33 protein-coding genes are annotated in these 25,689 nt (G+C 71.8%); 23 read left to right on the forward strand and 10 right to left on the reverse strand.

The annotated features are described in order from the left end of the window. Positions 1-187: 187 nt before the first annotated feature. A complete protein-coding gene (locus ACZ3X1_RS08705) occupies positions 188-388 on the forward strand; it encodes a hypothetical protein (RefSeq protein ID WP_356811581.1) in 201 nt (66 codons plus the stop codon). Between the two features lie 259 nt (positions 389-647). Here ACZ3X1_RS08705 and ACZ3X1_RS08710 read toward each other — a convergent pair whose 3' ends face one another. Continuing rightward, positions 648-1,157 (reverse strand): DUF5994 family protein, encoded by a 510-nt coding sequence (locus ACZ3X1_RS08710; RefSeq protein ID WP_467278552.1) that lies wholly within the window; start codon positions 1,155-1,157, stop codon positions 648-650. 293 nt (positions 1,158-1,450) lie between these two features. On the opposite strand from ACZ3X1_RS08710, the gene ACZ3X1_RS08715 reads away from it, so the two are divergent. The 4 genes from ACZ3X1_RS08715 to ACZ3X1_RS08730 are packed head-to-tail and all read left to right on the forward strand — an operon-like array spanning position 1,451 to position 2,859. Continuing rightward, positions 1,451-2,026, forward strand: coding sequence for a DUF5994 family protein (locus tag ACZ3X1_RS08715; RefSeq protein ID WP_467277980.1), 576 nt, complete (start codon positions 1,451-1,453; stop codon positions 2,024-2,026). A gap of 5 nt (positions 2,027-2,031) precedes the next feature. Further along, positions 2,032-2,283 carry a hypothetical protein gene (locus ACZ3X1_RS08720; protein WP_467277982.1) on the forward strand — a complete coding sequence of 84 codons (252 nt, stop codon included), beginning with the start codon at positions 2,032-2,034 and terminating at the stop codon, positions 2,281-2,283. Continuing rightward, on the forward strand, positions 2,280-2,546 hold the full coding sequence (locus ACZ3X1_RS08725; protein ID WP_467277985.1) for a hypothetical protein: 267 nt from the start codon (positions 2,280-2,282) through the stop codon (positions 2,544-2,546). Before ACZ3X1_RS08720 ends, ACZ3X1_RS08725 begins: the two co-directional genes overlap by 4 nt. Positions 2,547-2,586: 40 nt before the next feature. Further along, complete coding sequence (locus ACZ3X1_RS08730; protein WP_356811577.1) at positions 2,587-2,859, forward strand: hypothetical protein; 273 nt, start codon at positions 2,587-2,589, stop codon at positions 2,857-2,859. A gap of 362 nt (positions 2,860-3,221) precedes the next feature. Here the strand turns inward: ACZ3X1_RS08730 and ACZ3X1_RS08735 are convergent, their stop codons facing one another. Beyond that, positions 3,222-4,490, reverse strand: a complete 1,269-nt coding sequence (locus ACZ3X1_RS08735; protein ID WP_467278554.1) for an ATP-binding protein — start codon at positions 4,488-4,490, stop codon at positions 3,222-3,224. A gap of 265 nt (positions 4,491-4,755) precedes the next feature. Between ACZ3X1_RS08735 and ACZ3X1_RS08740 the strand changes: the two genes are divergently transcribed. The 6 genes from ACZ3X1_RS08740 to ACZ3X1_RS08765 all read left to right on the forward strand — a co-directional run bounded on the left by ACZ3X1_RS08740 (position 4,756) and on the right by ACZ3X1_RS08765 (position 11,488). After that, on the forward strand, positions 4,756-5,700 hold the full coding sequence (locus ACZ3X1_RS08740; RefSeq protein ID WP_356811576.1) for an RNA polymerase sigma-70 factor: 945 nt from the start codon (positions 4,756-4,758) through the stop codon (positions 5,698-5,700). Between the two features lie 113 nt (positions 5,701-5,813). After that, complete coding sequence (locus ACZ3X1_RS08745) at positions 5,814-7,016, forward strand: NAD(P)/FAD-dependent oxidoreductase (RefSeq protein ID WP_467277990.1); 1,203 nt, start codon at positions 5,814-5,816, stop codon at positions 7,014-7,016. Between the two features lie 276 nt (positions 7,017-7,292). Continuing rightward, positions 7,293-8,039, forward strand: a complete 747-nt coding sequence (locus ACZ3X1_RS08750; protein ID WP_356811574.1) for a VOC family protein — start codon at positions 7,293-7,295, stop codon at positions 8,037-8,039. A 625-nt stretch (positions 8,040-8,664) separates the two neighbouring features. Continuing rightward, entirely contained in the window at positions 8,665-10,020 is a 1,356-nt protein-coding gene (locus ACZ3X1_RS08755; RefSeq protein ID WP_467277993.1) for a hypothetical protein, read from the forward strand. Between the two features lie 158 nt (positions 10,021-10,178). Then, positions 10,179-10,868 (forward strand): GAP family protein, encoded by a 690-nt coding sequence (locus tag ACZ3X1_RS08760; RefSeq protein ID WP_356815936.1) that lies wholly within the window; start codon positions 10,179-10,181, stop codon positions 10,866-10,868. A 62-nt stretch (positions 10,869-10,930) separates the two neighbouring features. Beyond that, the gene (locus ACZ3X1_RS08765; protein ID WP_362633257.1) at positions 10,931-11,488 is read left to right on the forward strand and encodes a potassium channel family protein; all 558 of its coding nucleotides are present in this window, start codon (positions 10,931-10,933) and stop codon (positions 11,486-11,488) included. Positions 11,489-11,566: 78 nt separating this feature from the next. Here the strand turns inward: ACZ3X1_RS08765 and ACZ3X1_RS08770 are convergent, their stop codons facing one another. From ACZ3X1_RS08770 to ACZ3X1_RS08780, 3 genes are all read right to left on the reverse strand, one after another. After that, on the reverse strand, positions 11,567-11,995 hold the full coding sequence (locus ACZ3X1_RS08770; RefSeq protein WP_467278000.1) for a hypothetical protein: 429 nt from the start codon (positions 11,993-11,995) through the stop codon (positions 11,567-11,569). Positions 11,996-12,129: 134 nt separating this feature from the next. Beyond that, positions 12,130-13,506: an FAD-binding oxidoreductase gene (locus ACZ3X1_RS08775; protein WP_362633264.1), complete on the reverse strand. Its 1,377-nt coding sequence runs from the start codon at positions 13,504-13,506 to the stop codon at positions 12,130-12,132. Between the two features lie 69 nt (positions 13,507-13,575). Next, entirely contained in the window at positions 13,576-13,875 is a 300-nt protein-coding gene (locus ACZ3X1_RS08780; protein WP_356815940.1) for a hypothetical protein, read from the reverse strand. Between the two features lie 155 nt (positions 13,876-14,030). Here ACZ3X1_RS08780 and ACZ3X1_RS08785 point away from each other — a divergent pair, with 155 nt between their 5' ends. From ACZ3X1_RS08785 to ACZ3X1_RS08795, 3 genes are all read left to right on the forward strand, one after another. Beyond that, entirely contained in the window at positions 14,031-14,771 is a 741-nt protein-coding gene (locus tag ACZ3X1_RS08785) for a PP2C family protein-serine/threonine phosphatase (RefSeq protein ID WP_356815941.1), read from the forward strand. Between the two features lie 274 nt (positions 14,772-15,045). After that, positions 15,046-15,249, forward strand: coding sequence for a cold-shock protein (locus ACZ3X1_RS08790; protein WP_030030412.1), 204 nt, complete (start codon positions 15,046-15,048; stop codon positions 15,247-15,249). Positions 15,250-15,426: 177 nt separating this feature from the next. Beyond that, entirely contained in the window at positions 15,427-15,798 is a 372-nt protein-coding gene (locus ACZ3X1_RS08795; RefSeq protein WP_356815887.1) for a hypothetical protein, read from the forward strand. A 70-nt stretch (positions 15,799-15,868) separates the two neighbouring features. Here the strand turns inward: ACZ3X1_RS08795 and ACZ3X1_RS08800 are convergent, their stop codons facing one another. Continuing rightward, on the reverse strand, positions 15,869-16,375 hold the full coding sequence (locus tag ACZ3X1_RS08800; protein WP_467278008.1) for a hypothetical protein: 507 nt from the start codon (positions 16,373-16,375) through the stop codon (positions 15,869-15,871). 656 nt (positions 16,376-17,031) lie between these two features. Between ACZ3X1_RS08800 and ACZ3X1_RS08805 the strand changes: the two genes are divergently transcribed. Together ACZ3X1_RS08805 and pucL are read left to right on the forward strand one after the other, a co-directional pair. Then, positions 17,032-18,381 carry an aspartate aminotransferase family protein gene (locus ACZ3X1_RS08805; RefSeq protein WP_356815889.1) on the forward strand — a complete coding sequence of 450 codons (1,350 nt, stop codon included), beginning with the start codon at positions 17,032-17,034 and terminating at the stop codon, positions 18,379-18,381. 264 nt (positions 18,382-18,645) lie between these two features. Further along, complete coding sequence (pucL, locus tag ACZ3X1_RS08810) at positions 18,646-19,563, forward strand: factor-independent urate hydroxylase (protein WP_362633278.1); 918 nt, start codon at positions 18,646-18,648, stop codon at positions 19,561-19,563. A 78-nt stretch (positions 19,564-19,641) separates the two neighbouring features. Here pucL and ACZ3X1_RS08815 read toward each other — a convergent pair whose 3' ends face one another. Next, positions 19,642-20,106 (reverse strand): histidine phosphatase family protein, encoded by a 465-nt coding sequence (locus tag ACZ3X1_RS08815; RefSeq protein ID WP_356815890.1) that lies wholly within the window; start codon positions 20,104-20,106, stop codon positions 19,642-19,644. Between the two features lie 185 nt (positions 20,107-20,291). On the opposite strand from ACZ3X1_RS08815, the gene ACZ3X1_RS08820 reads away from it, so the two are divergent. The 6 genes from ACZ3X1_RS08820 to ACZ3X1_RS08845 all read left to right on the forward strand — a co-directional run bounded on the left by ACZ3X1_RS08820 (position 20,292) and on the right by ACZ3X1_RS08845 (position 23,148). Next, the gene (locus ACZ3X1_RS08820; protein ID WP_356815891.1) at positions 20,292-20,507 is read left to right on the forward strand and encodes a CbtB domain-containing protein; all 216 of its coding nucleotides are present in this window, start codon (positions 20,292-20,294) and stop codon (positions 20,505-20,507) included. Between the two features lie 48 nt (positions 20,508-20,555). Then, positions 20,556-21,305, forward strand: coding sequence for a CbtA family protein (locus tag ACZ3X1_RS08825; protein ID WP_467278016.1), 750 nt, complete (start codon positions 20,556-20,558; stop codon positions 21,303-21,305). Positions 21,306-21,326: 21 nt separating this feature from the next. Next, on the forward strand, positions 21,327-21,569 hold the full coding sequence (locus ACZ3X1_RS08830; protein WP_030030486.1) for a hypothetical protein: 243 nt from the start codon (positions 21,327-21,329) through the stop codon (positions 21,567-21,569). 234 nt (positions 21,570-21,803) lie between these two features. Continuing rightward, positions 21,804-22,400, forward strand: a complete 597-nt coding sequence (locus ACZ3X1_RS08835; protein WP_467278019.1) for a class F sortase — start codon at positions 21,804-21,806, stop codon at positions 22,398-22,400. A gap of 103 nt (positions 22,401-22,503) precedes the next feature. After that, on the forward strand, positions 22,504-22,884 hold the full coding sequence (locus tag ACZ3X1_RS08840) for a hypothetical protein (protein WP_390075450.1): 381 nt from the start codon (positions 22,504-22,506) through the stop codon (positions 22,882-22,884). 57 nt (positions 22,885-22,941) lie between these two features. Beyond that, positions 22,942-23,148: a hypothetical protein gene (locus ACZ3X1_RS08845; RefSeq protein ID WP_362633298.1), complete on the forward strand. Its 207-nt coding sequence runs from the start codon at positions 22,942-22,944 to the stop codon at positions 23,146-23,148. Positions 23,149-23,242: 94 nt separating this feature from the next. Here the strand turns inward: ACZ3X1_RS08845 and ACZ3X1_RS08850 are convergent, their stop codons facing one another. The 3 genes from ACZ3X1_RS08850 to ACZ3X1_RS08860 form a co-directional block, all read right to left on the reverse strand. Beyond that, positions 23,243-23,647, reverse strand: coding sequence for a hypothetical protein (locus ACZ3X1_RS08850; protein ID WP_356815517.1), 405 nt, complete (start codon positions 23,645-23,647; stop codon positions 23,243-23,245). Between the two features lie 66 nt (positions 23,648-23,713). Beyond that, positions 23,714-24,112: a RidA family protein gene (locus tag ACZ3X1_RS08855; protein WP_356815519.1), complete on the reverse strand. Its 399-nt coding sequence runs from the start codon at positions 24,110-24,112 to the stop codon at positions 23,714-23,716. Positions 24,113-24,229: 117 nt separating this feature from the next. Next, positions 24,230-24,712, reverse strand: a complete 483-nt coding sequence (locus tag ACZ3X1_RS08860; protein WP_390075581.1) for an RrF2 family transcriptional regulator — start codon at positions 24,710-24,712, stop codon at positions 24,230-24,232. Positions 24,713-24,837: 125 nt separating this feature from the next. Here ACZ3X1_RS08860 and ACZ3X1_RS08865 point away from each other — a divergent pair, with 125 nt between their 5' ends. Next, entirely contained in the window at positions 24,838-25,665 is an 828-nt protein-coding gene (locus ACZ3X1_RS08865; RefSeq protein WP_467278024.1) for a hypothetical protein, read from the forward strand. The last annotated feature ends 24 nt before the right edge of the window (positions 25,666-25,689 follow it).

Here is a 25,689-nt window from a genome sequence, read left to right on the forward strand (position 1 = left end):
CAGAAGCGGGTGGGAATCGAGCCCATCCTCGGCACCGACCGGCCGGCCCGCATCCCGGCACCGCCCATCGGGGGCGGTCGTCACCCACCTGCCTCGCTTCGCAGGGGAAATGATGCGGACCGTAACGGTGCATGTCAGCGTCGTTCGAGAGGAATCCGCACCCCACGCAACAAGAGGAGTCACCGTCATGGGCGGTACGCAGGACAAGCCCAAGGAACCGGGCAAGGGCAGCGAGGCGCAGGAGCACCATCGCTCCGGAGACCCCGCTCACCCCCAGCCGGGCAAGTCATCCCGCGAGCAGGGCCGGAAGCAGAGCCAGAAGGACACCTCGCGCCGCCGCGAGGACGACCTGCTGCGCGAAGAGGACCTGCACGACGAGCACCTCTGACCACAACCCCACTCGCACACTTCCAGGGCCCGGCCGCCGGTCCGCAGTCACCCGGACGGGCCCTGTCGCACGGGGCTCAACGGCCAGGGCTGCCGGATCCGCCTTGGCTCCACGTCGTGCACGGTGATTCGCGCCGGCGGCAGAGCGACCCGGACTTCGTTTTGCATCCCACCCGGCTGACCATATTTCTCGGTTGCAATAAATAAATGACGGGCAGCACCCGGCAGAAGCGCGGTGTTCAGTGCGTCTCGGTGCGCCTTCAGCTGGATGTCGCTGCCGGTCCAGGACCCGTGTCTGTTGCGTCGGGTGTGGTGGCGATGAGGATCTGAGCGGCCTGGGTCATGTTGTCGGCGCGGACGGCGCGGGCCATCGCTTCGCGGGCGGCGTCGGCGGTGGTGTCCGGGGGGACCACCAGCAGGGCGAAGTGGTCGTTGTGGCCGCGGGTGATGAGGACGGTGTCGTCGCCGACCGGGTCGGAGTCCAAGTGCACGATCTGGTCGTCGATGACCAGGCGGGTGGGGAGGGCGTTCCAGGCGGATGCGTCCACGCCGACCCGGGTGATGGGCCCGAGGTGCTCGGTCAACACGCTGATCAGCGCGGGCAGCTCCGTCTCGATGTCGCGCGTGCGCGGCCACCACGCACCGTCCAGGAGCCCCTCCCGGGACCTCGTGGTCTCCAGCCGCAGCAGCGCCGTGCCCGGTTTGATCGCATGGTGGACCGCATTCGGCAGGAGCCGCGGGGGTGTGCGGGGGGTGTCGGAGTCGGTCATGTGGGTCCGCCCGTCTACGGAGTGCGGCCGTGCCTCAAGCAGGTCGACACCGGTGCCGACCTGCGCCGTACGCGAGCCCGCCGTCGTATTCACGGTACTCCCGCCGTCCGCACCACCGCTCTCCACAGCGCCTCCGCCGGAAAATGCCTGGTCAAAGCGGCCATAACCCATCGATCAGGTGTACATTAAAAGGGCCGGAAGTACTTCGCGCACCGGCTTTCACGCAGGTGTCATTTCCGGCGATCGCCTAAAATCCGGACTGCCGACGGGCAGTTCGGGGGCAGGTCCGCATCATGACCACCACCCTCGACCGGACCGCGCCCCGGGACCTCGCCGCAGCGCTTCCGGCACGCTTGTCCCTCACCCCGAGAACCACACTCGCCGGCCGGCTGGACGGGGCCTGGTGGCCCCACTCCCGCGATCTCGAAGCGGAGCTCCCGCCACTCGCGGCCGCCCTGGAGGAACCCTGGGGACGCGTCACCCGCGTCACCGTGAACCCCACCCGCTGGCCCGTCGTACCGCACACCGTGCCCGTGGACGGACGCGTGCTGCACGTGGGCTGGTTCACCGAACAGGACCCCGACAAGCTCATCCTGCTCTCCTACACCGTGGGGCGCTGGGACCTCCTCGTCATCCCGCCGGAGACCGAGCCCGCCGCCGCGGCCCGCCTGATGGCCGCCGCCGCGATCCCGGGCAGCGTCCTTACCGCAGGCGTGCTGATGACCAGCGACGCCGCCATTGGACGCGGCCTCCGCGACGCCCAGCGCCAGGAAGCCGGCTGGGAGAGCGAAGGCGGGGCCTGCATGTCCCCCTTCGGGAGCCCGATGGATCGCAGCGCCCTGCCGCTGCCCGGAAACGGCCGGAGGTGAGCTCCGTGGGGACCATCGTCCTCATCGCGGTGATCATTGTCGCGAGCGGCATCGGAATACGCCGGATCCACCTGCTCAACGCCCGGCACGACGTCCGGCACGACGCCCGGATCGGGGCCTACCGCTTCAGCGACCCCCTGCCGCTACGTCCCGGCCTGCCGGACGACCTTCTTCCGACCGGGGGCAGCGGGCGGGGCGCCACGGCGCCCCCACCCGCCGGCTTCCCGCCCACTCCGAAAGGGAACACGCCTACGTGAAGTACATCGAGACCCAGACACTGCCGTCGCTCGGGCACGCCGAGGTCCGGATCATCGCGCACACGCCCGAAGCCGCCCGCGCGGTCGCGGAGGCGCTCCGCGGCTGTTTCGCAGGCGCGGAACAGCGCAGCTACCCCGCCCTCGACGGCAACACCCGCCTCCACCTCACCGTGGACACGGCGACATCCGCCGGCCCCGCCCGCTCGTGGCTGGCCGCCAGCAGGACTCCCATCGGCACCGGCGCACACTCCGACGAGACCTGAGAGCCCCGAAACACACTCCCGCACACGAGAGGACGCGGTCATGGCCACACTGCGCGAACGCAAGACCTACCGCGACCAGGTGCTCCGGGTCCTGTACGAAGCCGTCGAAGGCAACCGCCTCCTCGGCATCACCGGAGCGCAGCTGCGGCGCGACCTCCACGTACCGGAACAGGACCTCGCCGCCGCCTGCACCTACCTGGCCGGCGAAGGGCTGATCACCGTCGACTGGGACCCCGGCAACACCCCGGCGATGGTTACCCTCACCCACCAGGGGATCCGACACATGGAATCCGAGGAGGAGGAGCACGGCTGAATGCCCTTGCACACGTGAAGGGCCCGGCACGTGGGTACCCAGTGGTCGAGTTCCACGTCGCCGGTTCGGCCGGCGCGGGTTCGATTTCCGTCATCCGCACTTTGCAGAAGGCCCAGGTCGCAGACCTGGGCCTTCTGCGTTGCCCAAGGGCTGTCCCTGCCGTGCCCTCCGCGTGCCCCAACTCCGGTGGCTGCCCTGGCCGGAGGCCGATGGGCGCACCCCGTGCACCTCGCGGGCGCCAAACCGTCTCGCATCACGAGACGCGTTCCATATGACCCCTGCCGCTTCGCGGCGTCGCGGCGCCTACGGCCGTGACACCCGGCGCTGCGGGCGAGCCGCAGTCTTGTCACGGGCTGCACCCCTCAGATGCGCGCGAACTCCTCGGTCTGGTGGGCGAACTCCCGGGCCGTGGCCGCGCCGACCGTGGGCCTGGTCTCGGCGATCGTGCGCAGGTAGTCGTCCGTGGTGGGGCGGGCTCGGGCCCCGGTGTCGAAGGTGCGCTCGAACTGGACCTGGGAGACGGTGCGCGCGACGTGGGCGATGTCGGCAGGTGTGAACCCCTCGCTGGCGGCCGCCAGCGACGTGCTGTCGGCCTCCGCGCCCGCCCTGGTCAGATAGCTCTCCCACAGCGCGGTCCTCGCGCGGTCGTCGGGCGGCCCGATCGGGAGCACGTAGTCGAAACGGCCGTGCCGCAGGAACGCGGAGTCGAGCGTGGTCACGTCGTTCGTGGCGCAGACGAGCAGCCGCCCGTCCTGGCCCCGGAACCGGACGATCGCCTTGAGCAGCTCGTTGACGACACCGACCGCGGTCGCGTCCGCGCCGCTCCGGGTCCCCGCGATCTCCTCCACCTCGTCGATGAAGACCAGGACGTGATCGAGCCGCGCTATCTCGTCGAACCGCCGGTTCAGCCCGCTCGCCAGCCCGTACTCGGCGGCCAGCCGGGCGGGGAACAGTTCGAGGAACGGCCATCCCAGACGGCTGGCGATCGCGTGCGCGAAGGTGCTCTTCCCGGTTCCGGGCGGACCGAACAGCATCACCGCCCGCGGCAGCTCCACCCCGTGCTGGGCGGCCATTTCGGGGTGGGCCAGGGGCAGGACCAGGCGCCGCTCGATGAGCTCCTTCTCCCTGTGCATGCCCGCGACCTTCTGCCACAGTCCTCCGGGCGGCAGCTCCGCTCCCAGTGACGCGAGCATGCTGACCGCCTGAGGGGTCACCCGCCCCCGCTTCTCGAAGAAGACCAGGCCGGGACGGGCGCCGAAGCCGCAGTTGTGCAGGGCGGTGGCACCGGTATCACCGTCGGGCAGGACCGCGTGCACCGTGCGGACCCCACCGGCGAACAGCCGGTGCTCCAGGGCGGTGATCAGGTCACTGCCCAGCCCCTGGTGGCGCCAGGCAGGCGCCATGCTGAAGCGCAGGATCCACGCCCGGTCGCCCTCCACCCTGCTCACCACGGCGCCGACCACCACCTCGTCCGCCGTGGCCACCACCGCCGGGTGGAGGGCCTGGAGGGCCGCCACGGCGTCCGAGAGCGGAAAGAGGGGTGACTCCTCGGCCGTGCCGCTCTCCGCATCGACGCGGATCACCGCTTCGAGATCGTCCTGGGTGTAGTCCCTGACGCGCCAACCCGTCATGAGCAGCTCCGCGTGTTCGGCCGTACTCCCATCATCGGCCGCCGTGAGCCGGGGCGCGCGCGGCTGTCGTGAAGATCCGGACAGGTGGTGGCGGAGCACCGCGATCGCCGACTCCGGGCTCCGCCGGCCCACGAGGATGCTCGTTCCCGTCGTCGCCGCCATCGCGAGCAGGGTGATCGCCTCCGTGCGCGCGTCGGCGTCCGGGTCGGCCAGGCCGGCCTCCTGCGCCTGTTCGAGGACCGGGCCACCCCCTAGGATCGCGGGCATGGCGCTGCTCATGAGTGACGTGGACCGGTTCGAGGCGGCCAGGCCCCGGCTGGAGGCCATTGCCTACCGGCTGCTCGGCTCGGCGGGCGAGGCGGAGGACGCCGTGCAGGAGACGTTCCTGCGCTGGCAGGCGGCCGACGTCCGGCGGATCGAGGTGCCCGAGGCCTGGTTGACGAAGGTCCTCACCAACTACTGCCTCAACCAGCTCACTTCGGCACGCGCGCGGCGCGAGACGTATGTGGGGCGCTGGCTCCCCGAGCCGTTGCTCGACGGCGACCCGATGCTCGGCCCCGCCGACACCGCCGCGCAGCGCGAGTCGGTCTCGTACGCCGTCCTCGTCCTGCTGGAGCGCCTGTCGCCCAACGAGCGTGCGGTGTACGTGCTGCGGGAGGCCTTCGACTACCCGCACCGGGAGATCGCCGAGATCCTGGACCTCAGCGAAGCCGCCAGCCAGCAGATCTACCACCGGGCCAAGAAGCACGTCGCGGACGGCAAGGTGCGCACCGAGATAGACGCGGCCGCCGCCCGGCGCATCGTCGAGGAGTTCCTGGCCGCGGCGACCAGCGGCCGTACCGAACCCCTCCTCCGGCTGCTCACGCAGGACGCCGTCTCGGTCGGCGACGGCGGCGGCAAGGTTCCGGCCCGCGCGAAGGCGTTCGAGGGAGCGGTCGCGGTCGCCACGTTCCTGCGCGGCCTGTTCAAGCCCGGCAAGGCCAAGCGGGCCATCGTCGGCGGCACGCCCGAGATCTACGCCACGACCGCCAACGGCGGGCCCGCCGTCGTCGCCGTCGTCGACGGCCGGCTCGTCGGGATCACCTGCCTGGACGTCACCGCCGACGGCATCGTGGCGGTCCGCAGCCAGGTCAACCCCGACAAGCTCGTCCGCGCGACGCAGCGGTGGGCCGCCTCGGACCACGCGGAGGGGCCGCTCCACACCCTCTGAGGCCACGTGACGCAGGTCACATCCGAATGCTGTCAGGAAATGCGGGGCTGCCCGGTTCAAGAGGCGAAACCACGCCGGACAACGGCTGACCCCGCCCAGACAGGAGCACGGACATGCAGCACCGCATCGTCGTCCTCGGAGCCGGCTACACCGGTGCCGTCGCCGCCGGCCGTCTCGCCAAGCGGCTGCGCCGCGAGGACGTCACCATCACCCTCGTCAACCCCGAGCCCGACTTCGTCGAGCGCGTCCGGCTGCACCAGCTCGCGGCCGGCCAGGACCTCAAGCCCCGGCCGTTCGCCGGGATGTTCGCGGGCACGGGGGTGGCGGTGAAGCTCGCCGAGGTCACCGCCGTGGACGTGGACCGCAAGACGGTGTCGGTCACCGCCGCGGACGCCGCCGGGCCGGAGGAACTGGAGTACGACACCCTGGTCTACGCCCTCGGCAGCGGCTGGAACGACGGAGGCGTCCCCGGCACCGCCGAACACGCCCACGAGATCTCCAGCCGCCCCGGCGCCCTCCGCCTGCGCGACCGCCTCGCCGCCCTGGACGGCGGCCGGCCCGTGCTCGTCGTCGGCGGCGGCCTGACCGGACTGGAGGCCGCGACCGAGATCGCCGAGGCCCGCCCCGACCTCGACGTCTGTCTGGCCGCCCGCGGAGGCCTCGGCGACTGGCTCTCGGAGAAGGGCCGCGCCCACCTCCGTAGGACGGTGGACAGGCTCGGCATCACGGTCCACGAACACTCGGCGGTCGACGCCGTGCAGGCCGACCGCGTCACGACCGCCGACGGCCGGACCCTGCCCGCCGACGTCACTGTCTGGACCACCGGATTCGCCGTCCACCCCATCGCCCTGGCCACGGCCCTCGACGTCACCGACCACGGCCGGATCCTGGTCGACGCCACGATGCGCTCGGTCTCCCACCCGGACGTGTACGCCGTGGGCGACGCGGCGATGGCGATCGGCCCCGGCGACAAGCCGCTGCGCATGTCCTGCGCCTCGGGCGTCCCGATGGCCTGGCAGGCCGCCGACGCCATAGCCGCCCGGCTCGCCGGCGCCAAGGTCCCCCAGGTCCCGATCCGCTACTTCCAGCAGTGCATCTCCCTCGGCCGCAAGGAGGGCCTGATCCAGTTCGTCACCGCCGACGACCGGGCGGTCGAGAAGGCCCTGACGGGCCGCACGGCCGCCTTCTACAAGGAGCTGATCTGCAAGGGCGCGGCCTGGGGCGTGGCCAACCCGACCATGGGCATGCCGACCCGGCGCCGCCGTGTCGCACTCCAGGAGACCCGCAGCCGCGCTCGGGCCCGGGCCGCGGCCTGAACCGGCGGGCGGCCCGGCGGGGCGACCCGGCCGGCGACCGCGGGCCCCCGGGCGCCTCCCTCGCGGGCCGCCGCCGAGACGTTCCGCCGGGCGGGGTGCCGGTCGCCGTGTCGGCGTGGGCGCGGGCGGCGGCGCCAGGAGGATGTGGCCGACGTTTCCCGGGAGCTCCCGCGAGTACCGTGGGAGGGGCATCCGGGGCCGCACCGGCGGATGGGGATGACAGGCGTGTCGACATCGAGTCACGAAACATTCGGCGCACCCTGCTGGGTAAGCCTCATGGCGCGCGACGTCGGCGCGGCGCAGGCCTTCTACAGCGCGGTCCTCGGCTGGCGCTTCGGGAACGACCGCCTCGGCGGAGGATTCGCCGTCGGCTTCAGCGACGGGATCCCGGTGGCCGGCCTCGGTTCCATGCCCACCGGCGTCACGGTCCCGGTCGCCTGGACCCCGTACTTCGCCGTGGACGACGCCGACGTGACGGCCTCACGCATCCTGGAACGCAGCGGGACCGTCGCCGTCGGCCCCCTCGCCTTCGGTACGGGACGGGCGGCGCTCGCCTCCGACCTCGACGGCGCGGTCTTCGGGATCTGGCAGGGCGATGCCATCCCCGACTGGGGTATGGGCGGCGAGGCCGCGCCGGCCTGGCTCGAACTGCGCACCAGGAACGCCTTCGACGCCGCCATCTTCTACGGCGAGGTCCTGGAATGGGCCTGTTCCCAGGCGGGCTGCTGCGAGGTCTCCTACGTCGAGGAGGAGAACCGCATCCTGCTGCGCCACGACGGCCGTACGGTGGCCCGCCTGCACGGCGGGACGCTCGCGCAGTCTCCCGACCCGGAGCTGCGGCCGCGCTGGCAGGTCCACTTCCGGGTGCCCGACCTCGAAACGGCGGTGAAGGCCGCGACCGGCCTGGGCGGCAGCGCCGTCTCCGTGGCGGACTCCGGTCCGGGCCCGCACGAGGTCACCCTGCGCGATCCCGAAGGCGCGCTGTTCGGCATCGTCGGGCCGGACGATTCCGTTCCCTTCTGATCCGGCTGCCTCCTGATCCTTCTGCCTCCTGATCCTTCTGCCTTTACTCCTCCGCCCCCTCACCCTCTCCCTCGGCAGAGGCGCAGATCGGCCCCAGGGCCCATGTCGGCGCGCAGTCCGGCATGGACACTGGTCAGCGCCGTGCCCATCAGCTCTCCGCATGGTCACGTCCGCCTCCGCCCGGTCGCGGAACCGGTCGGCGTCGGCCTCGTCGGCCCGGGCGCGTACGCGACGGTCGGCCACCTCCGGTACTTGCCGCACCGCCCTTGCCGTCCCCCAAGGCGGCGAAGGTCGCACCGGTCGAGGCGATGCGCTCCAGGACGCCTCGGCCCGGAACCTCCAGGCGCGATGCTCGCCTGCGGTGTCCTCGTCGCCGCCCTGACCGTGCCGGCGCCGCCGCTCACCGCCCCGGTGATCCGGCCGGCGGGCGGCTGACCGGCCGCTTCGGCGCCGTCGGGCATCTCGCCCGGGAGAACGCGCTGCGCGACCCCGCGGGCAGCGGGCGCTGAGGCCGCGTCACCTGTAGGGCCCAGCTGAACAGGCGCGTCCGGCGACGGCCTGGGTCCAATGGCAGGGCGCGGCTGTCCGCCGCGCCCTGTCGTGCCCAGTCGTCCCCGGGAGTGCCATGAGCGAGCCGTCCCCGTCACCCGGCGGCCCGCCCGGCGCGGCGCCGCCCGCCCGACCGACCGCCGCCGGCCAGGGCGGCGGATCCCGGGGCGGGCGGATCGCGAAGAGCGCCGTGTCGGCGGTGCTGATCACGCTGACGTGCATCCTCGTACCGATCTCCCTGCTCACCGTCTGGGTGCACGACATCGTGCTGGACACCGACCGGTACGTCTCGACGGTCGAGCCGCTCGCCTCGAACCCGGCGATCGAGGAGGCCGCCGTGAACCGCATCACGAAGGCGGCCGACGTACACGTGGACGGCTCCCGGGTCACGGCCGACCTGGCGGAGTGGCTGGAGTCGCAGGGGCTGCCGACGCGCGTGGGCAACGCGGTCAAGGCGCTGGGTCCGCAGCTGGACTCGGCCGCCGACCAGGTCGTCTCCAAGGTGGCGACCCGGTTCGTGGAGAGCGACCGGTTCGAGAAGGTGTGGACGGTGGCCAACCGCGCCGCCCACAACGCCGTGGTGCACGCGCTCACCGGCAAGGGCCGCGGTGCGGTCGGCGTCGACGGAGGCACCGTCACCCTCGACGTCGGGGAGGCGGTCGACAAGGTCAAGGAAGAGCTCGTTTCCGCCGGGGTCTCCCCGGCGGAGAAGATCCCCGAGGTCGACAAGCAGATGGTGCTCTTCCAGAACGACAAGCTGGGGCAGATCAGGGGCGCGGTGCGGCTGCTCGACGTCCTCGGCAACTGGCTGCCCGTGCTCACGGTCCTCCTCGGCGCGGCCGGCGTGCTGCTGGCCCGGCGCCGGCGCCGGGCCCTGGTGACCACCGCCCTGTGCGCGGCGTTCGCCTGCCTGCTGGTCGCCATCGCCCTGGTCGTGGGCCGCCGTTACTACCTCGACCACCTGCCCGCGGAGGTCCAGTCCCCGGCCGCGGCGGCGGCCGTCTTCGACACGCTGGTGCGGTTCCTGCGGGTCAGCCTGCGGACCGCGATGGTCCTCGGGATCGTCGTGGCGCTCGGCGCCTACCTGTCCGGTGCCGGCCGGCTGCCGCGCGGTGTGCGCGGCCGGGCCGACCGTACGGCCGACTCCGCGGCCCGCTGGGGCGCCGGACACGGGGTGCACGCCGGCGGCGCGGGCCGGTGGGTGGAGGCCCACCGGCACGCGCTGACCGTGGGCGTGCTGCTCGTCATCGCGCTCGTGTTCGCGCTGTGGAACCACCCGACCGTGCTGACGGTCCTGCTGCTGGTGCTGATCCTGCTCGTGGTGCTCGCCGTACTGGCCCTGCTCGCGGCCGCCGGGCGCGTCGCCGGCGCAGCGGGCGCCGCCGGCGGCCCGGTCGATCGTCCGGCCCCGCGCCGCCCGGACCGCGAATGAGCCCTGGCCTGGCCCGGTCATTCCGCCTGGCTTCGGACAGTCGTCCAGGCCCGACTCCGATCATTTGCACCCGTACGGGGGGCGGGGCAACCATGGACGCATGAGCATTCCCTTCCCGGTAACGGGGGAAGGGTGATTCCACCGACGGGGAAAAGCCGATGGTGCTTGACCTGATCGTCATCGGGCTGATCATCACGCTCTATCCGCTGCCCGTCATGGCCTTCGTGCTGGTGGTGTCCGCACCCGGCGGTCTGTGGAAGGGGCTCGCCTTCATTCTCGCCTGGCTCGGCTGCCTCGTCGCCGTGATCGCCGTCGTCCTGCTCCTCACCGGGGGTCAGCCCCCGCCGCCGCGCTCCCCGCCGTCCACCGCCGGCCTCGCGCTCCGGCTGGCCATCGGCATCGGGCTCGTCGCCTACGCCGAGTACCGGCGCCGGCGGCGTCCCCGGGCCGACGGCACGCCGGACCCCGAAGGACTCGGGCCCGGCCCCGCCGCCGACGACCGGCACCCCCTCACCTCCCGCATGGACCAGGCGTCCGCGTGGTCCGCCGCCGGACTCGCGGTGCTCCTGCAGCCGTGGGGCATGGTCGGTGCGGCCGCCGCCACCGTCCTTGAGGCGAACCTCTCCGACAGCGCCACCTACCTGGCCCTGTTCGGCTTCTGCGTCCTGGCCTCCTCCACCCTCCTGGCGATGGAGCTGTACATGGTGTTCGCCCCCGAGCGGGCGGCGCGGGCGCTGACGGGCATGCGGGCATGGCTCTCCGACCACAAGGACCCGGCGATCGTCTTCACCTGTCTCGTCCTCGGCCTGTGGCTGGTCGGCAGGAGCCTCTACGACCTCACGCACTGACGGGGGCGTCGTGCGGCAGCACTCCGGTCGCCGGATGCGGTCCGGGCCGTTCTCCTGAAGGCATGGAACGCAACGCAGCCCGTCGCCGCCGGCGCTTCCTGCTGGGCCACTGCCTGCGCGCCACGGCCGCTGCGGGCCTGCTCACGGCGCTGTACTACGTGGCGCCCCTGGAGGGCGGCTTCGGGATCCTGACGGTCCTGACGCTCGTGCTGGGGCTGCTGGCCTTCGGCCTGCTGACAGCCTGGCAGGTCTCCACCATCGCCCGTTCGGAGTATCCGCGGCTGTCCGCCCTCGAAGCGGTGGTGACCGCCGTACCGCTGTTCCTCATCGTCTTCTCGGCGACCTACTACATGCTCTCCGAGAGCGTGCCCGGCAGCTTCTCCGAGTCGCTGAACCGCACGGACGCCCTCTACTTCACGGTCACCGTGTTCGCGACCGTGGGCTTCGGCGACATCGTCCCCGTCACCGGGACCGGGCGCGTGCTGACCACCGTGCAGATGGTCGCCGACCTGGTCGTGGTGGGCGTCATCGCCAAGGCGCTCTTCGGCGCGATGAAGATCGCCATGCGCAGACGGAGCGGCGGGGGGCTGCCGTCCGCGGACGAGGACGACGCCCCCTGAGCGGCGAAGACCCCGCCCGGGGGGCCGGACGGGGTCTGCTGCGCGGAGCGGGGGGAGGGGGTGGGACCGGTCACCCGGTCAGCACTTGAGACCGGAGGAGGCGGCCGTCGTGGCCTGGTCCAGCTGCTGGATCTGGGGCTGGAGCTGGGTGAGCGCGTCCTTGCCGGTCGTGTCGCCCGGCAGGTCCTCGTACCCCTTCTTCAGGTTCTCGGCGGCGGACTGCACCGCGGAGCGCTCCGCGTCCTTCAGCTTGCTCGCGTTCTCCTTGACGTCCTCCCAGTCCTGCTGGACGGCGTCGTAGGCGTCCTTGATCTCGTCCTTGGTGGCGACGGCGGGGTTCAGGGCCTTCAGCTTGGCGTTGTCGGCCTTCAGTGCGTTCAGGTCGGTGCACAGGTCGGCCGAGGCCTCGGAGGCCTCCTCGGCGGGGGAGGAGCTGTCGTCGGAGCACGCGCTGAGACCGAACACCGCGCTCAGGCAGAGCACACCGATCACCGGGAAACGCTTCATGGAGGGGGCCTTCCTCGATCAGAGCAAACCGGGCGGACGGGACAATCCGGTACTACGACAAAATATGCATGCCTGGACACATCCCGCACCCGCGCCGATCCGCCCCGCGACCGGCCCCCGGGCCGGGCACCCCTCTAGGCGGCGGGCTGGATGTTCTGGTTCAGGTGGAAGAGGTTGTCCGGGTCGTACGTCCGCTTGACCTCGGCCAGACGGTCGTAGTTGCCCTTGTAGTTGGCCCTGATCCGGCTCTGGTCGTCCTCGGCCATGAAGTTGATGTAGCCGCCCTCCTCCGAATGCGGTGCGGTGGCCTCGTAGTAGTCACGGACCCAGGCGATGTTCGCCTCGTTGTCCGCGGGGTCCGGCCACATGCCGGCGATGACGGTGGCGAAGGAGGCGTCGCGGTAGGCGAAGGCCGTCTCCTGCGGTCCCACGCGGTGGCAGGCGCCGTTGATCGGGTAGATGTGGACCGTCGAGTTGACGGCGGGCAGCTTCGGGCCGTGCACCAGGTGCGCCTCGATGGCGGAGTCGCTGAGCTCGGTCACGAAGTTGGCCTTCCAGTAGTGCTGGAGACCGGGCGGCACGAGCGCGTCGAAGGCGCTGTTGAGCGCCGGGTACGGCATGGGGCCGACGTGCTCCGCGACCACCGGGGCGAAGTCGTGGAAGGCCTGGAGGGCCTTCTCGCCTTCATCGAGCGGCCCGGCCCAGCACGCCACGATCAGGGCGAACGGATCGCCGTGCCGGTCCGCCGGGATGAACGGGAGCGGCGGCGCCAGCTGGAAGGCCGGGAACCCGCCGAGCTGCTCCGGGGCGTCGGCGATGTAGTCGGCGAAGGACCGCAGCACGGTGGCCGCGTCGTCCAGCTCGAAGAGCATCGGGCCGCCGTAGATGTCCTTGACCGGGCTGAGCCGGTACTCGAACGAGGTCACCGCGCCGAAATTCCCGCCGCCGCCGCGAAGGGCCCAGAAGAGGTCAGGATTCTCCTCCTCGCTCGCCACGAGGAGCCGGCCGTCCGCCGTCACCACATCGGCCGAGATCAGGTTGTCGCAGCTCAGGCCCAGTCCGCGGCACAGGTAACCGATGCCGCCGCCGAGGGTGAGCCCGCCGATGCCGGTGGTGGAGATGATCCCGCCGGTGGTGGCCAGCCCGTAGGCGTAGGTCGCCGCGTTGAGATCGCCCCAGGTGGCGCCGCCCTCCGCGCGCGCCGTGCGCCGTGCGGCGTCGACCCGTACCCCGCGCATCGCCGACAGGTCGGCGACGACGCCGTCGTCGCAGGTGCCGAAGCCCGGCACGCTGTGGCCTCCGCCGCGGACCGCGAGGTCCAGAGCGTTCTCCCGCGCGAAGTCGACCGCGGCCATGACGTCACCGGCGTTGGCACAGCGCACGACGACGGCCGGCCGCCGGTCGATCATGGCGTTGTTGACCGCGCGCGCCTCCTCGTAGACGGCGTCGCCGGGGACGACGACCGCCCCGCGCACCCGTTCCCGCAACTGGTCGATCGCGAGCTTGCCCATGACCATCCCTCCTCGTCCTTCGTACCCCGCTCTCACGCCGCGCCGAGACGCGTGCGCCGGGCGCTGCTCCTACGGCCCCAGATGGCTGAAGCCCACCTCGAAGTGCTCGACCGTGACGACCTGCTGGCCCTCCCGCCGTGCGGTCTCCTCGCGGATCCGGTTCGCGAGTTCCTCGCTGTCCCGCATGCTCCGCTCGTCCTCCCACAGGGTCAGCGACTTCGCCTCCCCGGTGGCCCGGTCGACCAGGTAGAAGACGCCCCGGAAGCCGGGCGCGTCCTGCACCTGCCGGACGATCTCCTCCGAATGCGCGCCCAGGTCTCCCTCCGCGGGGACGGGTGATCCCTGGTAGGTGCTCAGCCTCGCGAACATCAACGGCAGTCCTTCCTGACCGGGCCGCCGTCGGGGGACAGGCAGCTCCACGACCAGCGTGCTCCGGCAGGCCGCGCCGCGCATGCCGGAGCGGCGCGACAATGGTGGCGAGGTACGCGTCTGCCGGTGCCGTTGCGGAGAGGCGGGACGTCGAAGTGACGTACATAGCTGTGACCGCCCTGAGCCATGTCGGGCTGGTCCGCGAGCACAACGAGGACAGCCTCGTCATCGGGCCGTGGACCCTGTGCGGGACGGTGACCCAGAACCCCCAGACGCTGGTGTTCCCCTTCGGCAGACCGCTCGTCGTCGCGGTCGCCGACGGGCTCGGCGGGCAGCCGGCCGGGGAGGTGGCCAGTGAACTCGTGGTGCGCCAGCTGTCCGCGCTCGGCCCCTCCCTGGACTGCGCGGAGGCCGTCGCCGGCGCGCTGGACCTCTGCAACGACGCGGTGTACTCGGCCGCCGACGGCCGGCCGGACCTGACCGCCATGGGGACCACGGTCGCGGGCGCCCTCGTCCTGGCCGAGTCGCTGCTGGCCTTCAACGTCGGCGACAGCAAGGTCTTCCACGCGGCGCGCGACGGCCTGCACCAGGTGAGCGTGGACGACAGCCCGCCCCCGGCGCCCGGGCACCGCACCACCTCCGCCGTCACGCAGGTGCTCGGCGGCAGCCGCGGGCACAGCGCGATCACCCCGCACATCGAGACCTTCCCGCTGGCCGAGGGCGACCGCTACCTGGTGTGCAGCGACGGACTGACCGATCCGGTGCCGGACGGCGCGATCGAGGAGCTGCTGCGGGTGCACGACGACGGCAGGGCGGCGTTCGAGCTGTGGAGGGCCGCGATCGACGCGGGGGGTCCGGACAACATCACGCTCGCGCTGCTCCGCATCGGCGCCTGAGGGGCCGAGGCCGTTCATAAGATTAAAGGAACAGATATCCGATACCGCGACGCGGCAATACCGGAACGGAAAGACTTTCCGGCCGAGACGTTTCCCCTGTGCTACGGTGACGCCAGTTGCGGTTGTGGTCCCCAAAAAGCTTACAAGTGCTCTCACCCGATTTTCCGGTGGGTGCACTTTTCATTTCCGGTTCAGATTTCCGGTCGGGGCAATCATCTCGTCGACGCCGGGTCCGCACAGTGCGGCCCGGGCACTGCCCCAAAGGAGAACGCGCATGGCATCCGGCACCGTGAAGTGGTTCAACGCGGAAAAGGGTTTCGGCTTCATTGAGCAGGAGGGCGGCGGCGCGGACGTCTTCGCCCACTACTCGAACATCGCCACGTCCGGCTTCCGTGAGCTCCAGGAAGGCCAGAAGGTCACCTTCGACGTCACGCAGGGCCAGAAGGGCCCGCAGGCCGAGAACATCGTTCCCGCCTGAAGCTGACGCCTCCGTCGACGCCGGCCCGGGTGCCGGCGTCGACGCGAAAGCGAACGGGCCCGCGGCCCGCACCCCTGCGTGCGGGCCGCGGGCCCGTTTCCCCGCACGTCGGGAATCGGCCGCCGCCGCACCGGAAGCACCGCCCGGGGCCGGGCCGACTTGCTAGAGTGCCTGCCCATGTCGATCCCTGACGACCTGCTTCGCGACCTCGCCGCCATGGTCGAGTCCGAACAGACCAATCAGATGTCCCTGACGGTCGTCGTGAACGGCGCCGTCATCACCGGCCGCCTCGCCCCCGAACGCGTCTGGCGCCAGCGGGTGGCGGAGGTCCTGCGGGACTCCGAGCAGCTCGGCCCGTTCGCCGAAGTGTTCAGCGCCCCCGAAAGCACGGCCGGACAGCCCGGCGGCCCGCCCTCGCACCTGCACTTCCACGTGGCGCGCATCCTCCAGGGCCCGGTGGGCATCCCCGAGACCGGCGGGATGTACCGAATCGCCCTCGACAACGTCAGCGCCTGGACCGTCGGGGACTTCAGCTACTCCGACAAGTAGCCGCCACCCCTGCCCGCACACCTCGGACGGCCCCCGCGCACCCGCGCGGAGGCCGTCCCGGATCAGCCGGCTACTTGCAGGGCGGCACCAGGCGCACGCGGTCGATGATCGCTACACCGTCCTGCTTCAGGATGGCCGTGACCTCGCCGCAGACGTCGTTGACGCGCACCGGGCCCGCGTACTGGCTGAAGGTGCCCTCGTCCGTGCTGCAGACCCGCGGCGTGCCCACGGGACGCGGCTTGGTCTCGCACAGCTTCAGCTTCATGTACTTGGCGGAGCCCAGGTTGTTGTCGAAGACGGCACAGGACGCCGAGGAGCCCTTGCGGTACAGGAAGAGCGTGCCGAAGCGCCGGGAGTCCGGGAGCTGCTCGGCGAAGGTCAGCTCGTAGCCTGCCCCGCACAGGTTCGCCGTGGCGGCGGCCGCCGCCGGCTGGGCCTTCGCGACGGCGCGCGTGGCGTCGTCCGCCGCGGCGGAGATCCGGACGCCGCTGGCCGCCGGCGCGGACTCGACGGCCGAGGCCTGCGGAGCCGTCAGGGCGAAGGACGCCAACGCGGCCGCGGCCACGGCCACGCGCATGACGGATTTACTCGAAACGAAAGACATGTTCTCCCCCGGGTCGTATCGACTTGCTTGAATGCACCCACCGCCGATTGCGTCCCCGAAGCGGCTCGCGCTAAAGTGACGCTAAAGTGGGTGCACTTCACCCTGATCGGTCACACCAGGCCGAAGCGACGTCCAGTAGATCATCACCAACTGGCCGCATTTCGGGCCTATCAGGCACCCCGCCATAACGAAATGGCAATATCCGAAGGTCACATCGCGCCATGGCCGCATGGACCCGACTGCGGCACTGCTGATCCTGCTGGCGCTCGAACCCGACGCGTGGTCGCCTCCGAGCTGCTGATCGACGGGATCTGGGCGCAATGACGTCCCGCCGGCCCCGGCCGAGCCCACCAACCTGCGGACCCCACTGGCTGGTTCCGTCGGACGCGACGACGACCTCTCCCACGTCTCCTCGCTCATCGGCACGTTCCCCGACGGCGTCCGGCTGGTGGAGCTCGCCCCGCTGGCGCGGAGGCCGCGGAGCGCGAGCGGTGCGCGGGGTCCGCCGCCGATGCCCTGGAGGCCGTACGGGAGCTCGCGCGGGTCGCCTCGGAGGGCTGATCCCGCAGGAGGAGGGGTGCGGGTGCGACCCCCGCCGTGTCCACATCCTGGACGACTACGCTCGTTTCATGAACGCAGAAGCCGACGCCCTCACGACCGTGAAAGACGCTGACCGGAAGCACGTCTTCCACTCCTGGTCGGCGCAGGAGCTCATCGATCCGCTCGCCGTGGCCGGCGCCGAGGGCTCGTACTTCTGGGACTACCAGGGCAAGCGCTACCTCGACTTCTCCAGCGCCCTCGTCTACACCAACATCGGCTATCAGCACCCCAAGGTCACCGCGGCCATCCAGGAGCAGGCGGCCAAGCTGTGCACCGTCGCGCCCGGCTTCGCCGTCGACGCGCGTTCCGAGGCGGCCCGGCTGATCGCCGAGCGCACCCCGGGCGACCTCGACAAGATTTTCTTCACCAACGCCGGCGCCGAGGCGGTGGAGAACGCCGTCCGCATGGCCCGGCTGCACACCGGGCGCCCCAAGGTGCTGTCCGCCTACCGGTCGTACCACGGCGCCACCTCCACCGCGATCAACCTGACCGGCGACGCCCGCCGCTTCGGCAACGACTCCGCGACCGCCGGCGTCGTGCACTTCTGGGGGCCCTTCGCCTACCGCTCGCCCTTCTACGCGACGACGGAGGCCGAGGAGTGCGAGCGGGCCCTGCGCCACCTGGAGGACACCATCGTCTTCGAGGGCCCGCAGTCCATCGCCGCGATCATCCTGGAGACCGTCGGCGGCGCCCCCGGCGTGCTCGTGCACCCCGACGGCTACCTGGCCGGGGTGCGCGCGCTCTGCGACCGCTACGGCATCGTCTTCGTCCTCGACGAGATCATGGTCGGCTTCGGACGCACCGGTAAGTGGTTCGCCTCCGAGCACTGGGACGTCACCCCCGACCTGATCTGCTTCGCCAAGGGCGTGACCAGCGGTTACGTGCCGCTCGGCGGCGTGGCCATCTCGGCGGCCATCGCCGAGACCTTCGCCCGCCGGCCCTACCCGGGCGGGCTGACGTACTCCGGGCACGTGCTGGCCTGCGCGGCCGCCGTCGCCACGATCAACGTCATGGAGGAGGAGGGCGTCGTCGAACAGTCCGCGCGCACCGGCGCCGAACTCCTCGGCCCCGGCCTGCGCGCGCTCGCCGAGCGCCACCCCTCGGTCGGTGAGGTCCGCGGCCTCGGCACGTTCTGGGCGCTCGAACTCGTCCGCAGCGGGGAGACGCGCCAGCCGCTGGTCCCGTACAACGCCGCCGGGGCGGACAACGCGCCGATGGCGGAGTTCGCGGCCGCCTGCAAGAAGGGCGGGCTCTGGCCGCTCGTCGCGGGCAACCGGATCCACATCGCCCCGGCGTGCAACATCGCGCCGCAGGACGTGGCGAAGGGGCTGCAGATCCTGGACGAGGCCCTGGCGGTGGCCGACGCGCACACCGTCTGACCTGGGAATCTGTGGGGTCGCCCAATCCGCTGGTGCTGGTGTTCGGAGGATCCGTGCGGTGGTCAACCCGCCGTACACATGCTGCAATCCGTGCAGGCCACGAACGCAAAACAGGCCAAGCACCTACGGACCGGGATGCACGTCAGTCCCGGGGCGGCCCCCCTCGGGGCCGAACGGCGGGGAGCGGGGACGACCGCTGGACGCCGGGCGTACGGGATCCAGAAGTACGGACTCCGTGTTCCCGAGTACCCGAAGGAAGACAGCATGAGCAAGCACGTCCTGGCCCAGAACCAGTACGGCAAGGCCGAGAACCGCATCGTGAAGGTCACCCGCAAGGGCAACGACGGCTCCTGGCACGAGATCCGCGACCTCAACGTCTCGGTCGCGCTCCGTGGTGAGTTCCGCGATGTCCACCTCACCGGCGACAACGCCAACTGCCTGCCGACCGACACCACCAAGAACACGGTGTACGCCTTCGGCAAGGAGCACGGCATCGAGTCCCCGGAGGCCTTCGGCATCCTGCTCGCCAAGCACTTCGTCTCCTCGCAGCGGCCGATCCGCGAGGCCCAGATCCGCATCGAGGAATTCGCCTGGGAGCGCATCCCGGTGCCCACGCGCAAGGAGCAGCACTCCTTCGTCCTCAAGGGCCAGGAGGTGCGCACCGCGCAGGTCACCTACAGCGAGACGACGGGCCTCCAGGTCATCTCGGGTCTGAAGGACCTCACGGTGATGAACTCGACGAATTCCGAGTTCCACGGGTACATCAAGGACAGGTACACGACGCTCAAGGAGGCGTACGACCGCATCCTGGCGACCAAGGTCACCGCGCGGTGGGCGCACTCGGCGCTGGCCGCCGACGACCCCGGCCACGACTGGGACCAGTCGTACAAGAAGGTCCGCAAGCACATGCTGGAGGCCTTCGCGGAGACGTACTCGTACTCGCTCCAGCAGACCCTGAACCAGATGGCCGAGCGCGTGCTCGACAACTGCCCCAAGGTCAACGAGGTACGGCTCAACCTCCCCAACAAGCACCACTTCCTCGTCGACCTGGAGCCCTTCGGCCTCAAGAACGACAACGAGGTCTACTTCGCGGCGGACCGCATGTACGGCTTGATCGAGGGCACCGTCCACCGTGACGGCGTACAGCCCGTGATCGCGACGTCCGACTGGATCGTGGCGTGACCGGCGCGCACCGGCCGTGAGCCGGGCCCGGACCGCGTCGCGGGGTCCGGGCCCGTACTCGTGGCCGGGCGTTCCCCGCTAGGCCCCGGGCAGCGCGTCCTGCGGCCGGCCCAGGAGGAGGTTCCAGCGCCCGGCCCGCCCGGTCAGGGTGGTCACCGACTCCGGCCGTACGTCGAGGCGCCAGAAGGTCGCCGCCGGGAGTTCCAGGGCGTGCACCACGGCCGCCCGTACGACGGCCTGCTCGACCTCGGCCCGGTGCGTGCCCGGGGCCATGCCGGCCAGTTCCGCCCCGACGCGGGCGATCAGCGCGTCCACGGACTCCCCGCCCGGCGGGGCGTAGCCGGGGTCCGTCAGCCAGGCGTGCAGGGCCTCCGGGGCCTCGGCCGCCACCTCGTCCAGGGTGCGCCCGGCCCACTCTCCCGTGTCCAGACCGCGCAGGCCCCCGTACCCGGGGCACGGCCGCGCGTGACCGAAGCGGCCCTGGCGGGCGGCAGTGTCCAGTGGGGGGCGCACGAGGTGGACGCGCACCGACTGACTCTTCATAAGGGGAGCCTAAGCGCGGTACCGTCACGAACGAGACTCCATGACGACGGGACGCGGAAGCACCGGTGAGAATCCGGCACGGTCGCGCCACTGTGAAACCTCCCGGAGGGGGAGGCAAGTCAGACCCGCCACCGTCGTCGAGCGCACCACTGACCGGGACGCGTGTTCCCTCTGGAGGTTCTGCAATGGCCAACTCCACCATGCCCACGACGAACGCCCCCGCCATCGCCCCCATCTCGCTCTCCGAGCTCGCCCCCTGGGCGGTGTTCGTCGGCATCCTGATGCTGGTCCTGCTCTACTTCGTCGGCGCCGAGCAGGGCGCCACCGCCGTCTTCGAGGGCGAGACCGTCCACGAGTGGCTGCACGACGGGCGCCACCTGCTCGGGTTCCCCTGCCACTGATCCGCTTCCCCTGCTCACCGACCTCCGTCTCGGCAAGGGAACCGAACCATGAACTCCGCATCCCCCCGCACCCTGCTCGTCCGGGGCATGCTCGCCGGCCTGCTGGCCGGCCTGGCAGCCTTCCTCGTCGCGTACCTCCTCGGTGAGTCCGAGGTGGACGCGGCCATCGCCATCGAAGAGGCCGGAGCCGGACACCACCACGGCGGGGAGGCCCCGGTCAGCCGGGCCCTCCAGGCCACGGCCGGTCTCGGGACCGGCGTCGTCCTCTACGGGGTCGCGCTCGGCGGCATCGCCGCGCTCGCCCACTGCTTCGCGCTCGGCCGCATCGGCCGCTTCGGCCCGCGGGCCACGGCGGCACTGGTCACCGCGGGACTGTGGGTCACCCTGACCCTGGTGCCCTTCTTCAAGTACCCCGCCAATCCCCCGGCCGTCGGCGATCCCGACACGGCCGCCCGGCGGACCGCCCTCTACCTCCTGATGATCGTCCTGAGCGCGCTGATGGCGGCGGGCGCGGTGATCCTCGGGCACCGGCTCGCACCGAAGCTCGGCAACTGGAACGCGTCGGCGGCCGCCGGGGGCGGCTTCGTCGCGGCCATCGGGATCTCCTACGCCGTCCTGCCCGGCGTCAACGAGGTGCCGGCGGACTTCCCGGCCGCGCTCATCTGGGACTTCCGCCTGGCGTCCCTGGCCACCCAGACCACGCTGTGGACGACTTTCGGCCTGGTCTTCGGTTTTCTAGCCGACCGGGCCCTTGTGCCGATCCGCACACCCAAGGAGGCTGTGCAGCCGACGAGTTGACGATGAAAGGGCCGATAGTCCATGGCGACGGCGATCAGGGAATGGCGGGGCTGGACGGGTGCCGCACCCTTCTGGCTGAATTCCTTCCTGCTGCTCCTGGCCCCCTGTTGCGCCGTCACGCTGTTCGGCCAGATCGGCATCATCGCCGCCCTGGCCGCGCTCGGCGGACTGGCCCGCCACCTCTGGTACGGCGACTACGGCCACCCGGCCGTACACCTGGCCGCCGTGGCCATGGGGGCGGGCACGGCGGCCGTCGTCATGTGACCCCGCGGGCCGGGGCCGCGGAGCGCCGCAGGCCCCTCACCCGTTCGGGCGTATCCGCGCCGGACCTGGCGGCCGGCGCCCCGGACCGGCGCCAGCTGCGAAGACTCCCCGATCGTGCGAGGACACGCCCGTGACTCCATGTCAGTCCCTCGTGTTTCACGGTGTGCCGATGGGCAGAGGAAGTGTCCACTGCTCACATGACCCGGCCGCACGAGCCGGACAGGAGGGAATTCCATGCCCCGCGCCAAGTGGGTCGTCACCGCTGGGACGGTGGCTCTGCTGTCCACCACCGTCGTGGTGTTGCAGCGGACCGAGGGTGCCGCCCCGCCCGCAGCCGCGACCACCGACGACGCGCTGCCCTCACGGGCGCTGGGGCTGTCGGGCCACCGCCGCCTCGTACGGGAGCTGGAGCAGTCCGGCGAGAACGACCCCGACGAGGTGACGCGGCCGCGCCGGATCGCAGCCGGTCCATTGAGGACGGTCTCAGGACCGCTGCGGGCCGCCCGGCCGCTGCGGTTGCGCATCCCGAGCCTGGGCGTCGACGTGCCGTTCGGCGGCGAGGGTGAGGCGGCCTCCTGGGACTCCGGAGGTCCGGCGCCCGGCGCGGCAGGAACCGCCGTGGTCACCGGAACCGGGCTGGGGCTGGGGGAGTTGCGCCGGGGCCGGACCATCGAGATCCCGCGCGCGGACCACCGTACGGCCGTGTTCACCGTCGTGGAGGTCTCACCCGGCAGGGCGTCCGAGGAGCTGCTCGGCCGGCCCCAACTGCGAGTGATCGGCGGCGAGACCGCCGTGCTGGCCCGGCTGACCGGCCACCGCAGCAGCAGTTGACGCCTGGCGGCCTGTCAGCCGTGTGGTGTGTCTTCGTACCCCGGTCGGGGGCTTCTGGAGGTCCGTCCGGGAGTCGTCCGGCGTGGCGGGGCAGACCCCTCGCATGACCTGGAGGCGACACGCACGCGCGGTCCTGACGAGGGCGCTCACCGCGACCTGCGTCGTGCTGCTGTGCGTGTTCGGTGCCGGTCCGGCCGGTGCGGCCGCCGCGGAGCACCGCCCGGCCTCCTCGGCCCCCGTGGAGCCCGCGGCTCCCGCCGAGCCCACCGAGCCCACGGAGGGCTCCTCCGACCCGGCCGCCGACCCCGAGGCACGCGCGGCCGTACGGACAGCCGCGCGCGGGCTCACCGGCGTACAGCGGACGCCGCTCGGGATGTTTCACGTGAAACAGGGCGATGCCCCGGGGTGCGGGCCCCGCGCGGGAGCGGCGGCCGAACCGGCCCTGTCCCTGCGGACGGTGCGGAGTGTGGTCCTGCGCTGCTGAGCGGACCGAGTCCCCAGCGCATCCCCCCACACCCCCTGAGCACCGTGAGGTTCCGCCATGCCCATCGACCCGTACGCCGCACTGAACGCCATGCTCCGCGCCGAGGTCTCACGCTTCGCGCCACCCGTGCGCCAGACCGAGCCGATCGCTCCGCCGAAGACCCCGGCACCGGCGGTCGACGACGAGGGTGATCCGCAGCAGACCGCGGCCGCGGCCGCGTCGCCGCTCGGCGCGCGGAGCACTGCCGGCGAGTCGGCCGCGTAGGCCCCGTCGGCAGACATGGAGGGGCGCCGGCTCCCCCGCCCCGACCACGGGCGGAGGAGCCGGCGCCCCTGAGCGTCCGGCCGTGCGGACCCGCTCAGTCCTCGTGCGTGTAGTAGCGGTAGAAGGCGATGGCGCCGACGCCCACGGCGACCGCCAGGCCGATCACGGCGGACGTCAGGATCGACTCGTCGGTCAGGCTGTGCAGGTAGCCCACCGCGATGCCGCCGAAGGCCCCGTAGGCGGCGGCGTGGACCTCGCGCATCATCCGCGGGCCGATCCTGGCCAGGGCGAACATGATCCCGGCGAAGACCACGCCGCACAGGATCCCGTAGAAGACGTTGGCCACGGTCACCGGGCCTTCCTGGCGGTCGATGAAGGCGCACCAGACGCCGTAGACGAGTCCGAGGAGCAGTGGCCTGACGTAGGCGCCCTTGTCCAGGTGGGTCATGTCCGCCATCTGCCGGTGCTGCCGGGGGGCAGCGGGTGCCGCATGTGCCATGACGGGCTCCTCTCTCCCATCATCCAGGGCACACCCGCCGCCACCCGCCGGCAAGTGGATCAGCGGTCAGGGCGTGCGCACCGCGACGGCGTCGATCTCGAAGAGCATGCCGGGCAGGGCCAGGGCGGCCACCCCGATGAGGGTCTGCGCGGGAAGCTCGGTGCCCCAGGTGGCGCGCAGGTGCCCCAGGAGAACCTCCAGCTTCCGCTGGTCGTGACCGACGACGTAGGTGCCGATCCGGACCACGTCGGCGGGGCCGAGGCCGACGGCGGCGAGGGCGGTGCGGAGGTTGGAGAAGGCGCGCTCCACCTGGTCGGCGAAGTCGTCGGAGACGACGTGGCCGCTCTCGTCGGAGCCGTACTGCCCGGCTATGAAGACCTGTTCGCCGGGGGCGGAGACGATGTGGCTGTAGCCGTAGTCGGTCGGGGTGTGGAGTCCTGCCGGGTTGATGATGCTGCGCGTCATGCCGAGCTCCCTGCTTCCGTGTCCGTGCGGGTTCCTGCGTGCGATGTCTGCGTGCGGATGTGTGCGTGCGGTTTTCCGCGTTCCGTGCGTTCTGTACGTTCTGTACGTGGCCGTGCGCTACTGCGCGGCGAGCCAGGCGCGCAGCCGCTGCGGGGCCTCGGGGGCCTGCCGTTCGGCCTGCTGCCGGATTTCGTCGAGGTTCTGGGCCGCGAGTGCCTTGCGCCAGGCCACTTCGGCCCGGGTCATGGCGTGCGCGATGGCGCAGTCGGCGGCGTTCGGGCCCTCGGAGGCCGGGTCGCCCGCGCCGGGTCCCCGCCTGCGGATCTCCGCGCAGCGGAAGGCCTCTTCGGGCCCCTCGACGGCGGCGACCACGTCCATGAGCGAGACGGCGGCGAGCGGGCGGGCCAGCCGGAAGCCGCCGCGCGGACCCGGGCTGGAGGTGAGGATGCCCGCCCGGGCCAGCGCCTGGAGCTGCTTGTTGAGGTAGGCCGCGGGCAGGTCGTGCCACGCGGCGAGCCGGGCCGCCGAGACCGCCCGGTCCGGTCCGCTCCAGGCCAGGTTGACGCAGCTGTGCAGCGCCCACTCGACGCCCTCGCTCATCTTCATAACCTGGATATTAGATATCCAGGATTAGGAAGGCAAGCATCCCACGCCGTCGCCGGGCCCACCACCCGCCCGCAGCAACACCGCTCGCGCCCCGGCCCGTCCCCGCTTTCCCTGGTGACGTGCGCACCATCCTGTCGGCGGTACTCATCGTGCTCGTGGCCCTCCTCGTGCCCGCGAGCGCCGTCGCGTACTGGGCCGACCGCGATCTGGGCGACGCCGACCGCTACACCGCTGCCATGTCGCCGCTCGCCGAGAACCCTGCCGTGCAGGAGGTCGTCGTCACCCACACCGCCCGCGCCCTCACCGGGCAGATCGACGCGGGCCCGTTCCAGGAAGGAGTGGACGCCCTGCTCGGCGAGGCGCTGCACTCCTTCGCCGGCACCCCCGCCTACCGGACGGCCTGGGACGCGGCCAACCGCGCCGCCCACGCCGCCTTCCGCGACGCGCTCACCACCGGCCACGGCAACGCCGTCACCATCGACCTCGCGCCCGTCGTCGCCCAGATCAAGAGCGAACTGGTCGCCGACGAGGTGCCCTTCGCGGACCGCATCCCGGTGACCCGGCTGTCCGTGGAGGTCATGGAGTACGACAACCTCGGCGCTCTCCGGAAGGGGTTCCGCATGCTCCAGATCGCCGGCGTCTGGCTGCCCGTACTGACCCTGCTCCTGGCCGTGTCGGCCGTCGCGGTCGCCGTCCGCCGGCGGCGCGCCGTGATCGCCACCGGCCTGGGACTGGCGGTGGGGGCCGTACTGCTCTGGCTCGCGGTCGAGGCGTGCCGCCGCCTCACGCTGGACGATCTGCCCGCCGACATCGACCGTGCCGCGGCCGGCGCGGTGTACGACGCCCTCACCGCGTTCCTGCGCACCACCGCCTGGGTCGTGCTGCTGATCGGGCTCGCGGCGGCTCTCGCGGCATGGGTGACGGGACGGCTGCGCCACACCCCATAAGCTCGGAAGGTACAACACGCGCAG

This window comes from Streptomyces sp. NPDC023541 (assembly GCF_055559995.1).